This window comes from Rhodovulum imhoffii, assembly GCF_003046545.1.
Taxonomy (GTDB): domain Bacteria; phylum Pseudomonadota; class Alphaproteobacteria; order Rhodobacterales; family Rhodobacteraceae; genus Rhodovulum; species Rhodovulum imhoffii.
This window is the reverse complement of sequence record NZ_QAAA01000055.1, coordinates 1-1361: the sequence shown is the minus strand read 5'-3', so window position 1 is coordinate 1361 and position 1361 is coordinate 1. Positions and strand designations below refer to the sequence as shown.

Sequence of the window (1361 nt, the reverse complement as noted above, 5' to 3'; positions counted from 1 at the left end):
GTGGCCACCCGATATGACCGGTGCCCGAAGGTCTTCCTTTCGGCCATCGCCCTCGCCGCCCTCGTCATCTACTGGTTATGAATCCTGACCCTAGCATTTCTGCCATTGCGCCCCAGTTGTTTATTTGCAAGCCGCCACGAGCGCGTCTGCGCGGGTGGTGCCCGCGTCACGCGCCGGGATGCGCTTCACGCCCTCGGGCATCAGCAGGTAGTATTTGCCCGCCTTGCGCTCGACGCCCAACCCAAGCGCGCCCATGTCGGTGCGCAGCGCGGATGACACGGTGTCCTTGTTCCAGCCGAGCGTTGCCATCAGTTCCTCGATGGTCGCGCCCTTTGCCAGCGCCTCGGCCATCAGGTGCCGCTTGCTGCCTGCCTTCGTCGCTTTGACGTCTTCCGGCTTGCCGGGTTCGAGCATCACGCGGTCGGGCAGTTCGCGCGGCTTGCGGGCCTTGGGCGCTTTGACGATCTTGGCGTCCTGTATTTTCTCGTCGACCGAGCGCAACGCCTGCGCCTCTGCCTGCGTCGCGTCACGGCGTTCGAGCATGTCGATCAGTTGGGCCTTAGAGGCCTTCTTGAGTTGCGACGCATTCTTGCAGTGCAGGTTTTCGGGCAGCAGGTCGTTGAGTTCGGTCTTCGTCATTTCGGCATAGGTGGCATGTCTGTCACTCCGTTGATGTGTTCCCGAAACGTTCCGGGCATAACTGAGTTATCGGACCTGTCCCCGGCGCTGCTCAACCGAAGATTGAGGCGCTTCCCGTTGTTTGTTTGAGACACCAGACTTGCTAATCGACTCCTGAGCAGGCGCGCAGTAGGGTGCCCCAAAACGAATTGTTGAGGGGAAACAGGCGGATGGCACTACTGCATGATAAGGTGGCGCAACTGAGGGCCAAGCGGGGGCCGATGCCCGATGCGCTGCAAGGCGTGACGAAGGACCGGATTCGCGCAGTCCTGCAATACCTCGACCTTGGGTCAAACGCCGACTTGGTCGATTGCACCTTCGCCATGCTCGACGATCAGACGGCAAGCTGGTTCACGAAGGCCCCCAAGGGGGCGACCATTGCTGACGGGGCATCGACGGCACACCTCGCCTGCCACATTGGCATTCTCCAACGGGACAGCGGCAAGCTGGATCGTGAGGGGCGCGACTACTGGATCAAGCCGCTTCGCGAGTTGGGCGGGTTCGAGGCGATCACGCTTGAGAATGGCGAGTTCATCCCCGGACACGTCAAGGCAAAGTCGCCCAACTCCTGCTATCGCCTAGACGAGGTGGACTTGCCCGAAAGAAGTGGAGAGCACCAACTGAGGAACCAGGAGGTGTTCTATGGGAAACGGGAACAGACCGACGCCGGAGTTTCGGCGTGA

The 1361-nt window shown here is 61.2% G+C and carries 2 protein-coding genes and 1 pseudogene; 2 read left to right on the top strand and 1 reads right to left on the bottom strand.

Annotated elements, in window-relative coordinates; all coding sequences use genetic code 11:
- A pseudogene (locus C8N32_RS14790) lies at positions 1-81 on the top strand (IS5/IS1182 family transposase); the annotation flags it as partial.
- A gap of 39 nt (positions 82-120) precedes the next feature.
- Here C8N32_RS14790 and C8N32_RS14785 read toward each other — a convergent pair.
- Positions 121-639, bottom strand: a complete 519-nt coding sequence (locus tag C8N32_RS14785; RefSeq protein WP_107893714.1) for a hypothetical protein — start codon at positions 637-639, stop codon at positions 121-123.
- Between the two features lie 209 nt (positions 640-848).
- On the opposite strand from C8N32_RS14785, the gene C8N32_RS14780 reads away from it, so the two are divergent.
- Positions 849-1361: a hypothetical protein gene (locus tag C8N32_RS14780; protein WP_107893713.1), complete on the top strand. Its 513-nt coding sequence runs from the start codon at positions 849-851 to the stop codon at positions 1359-1361.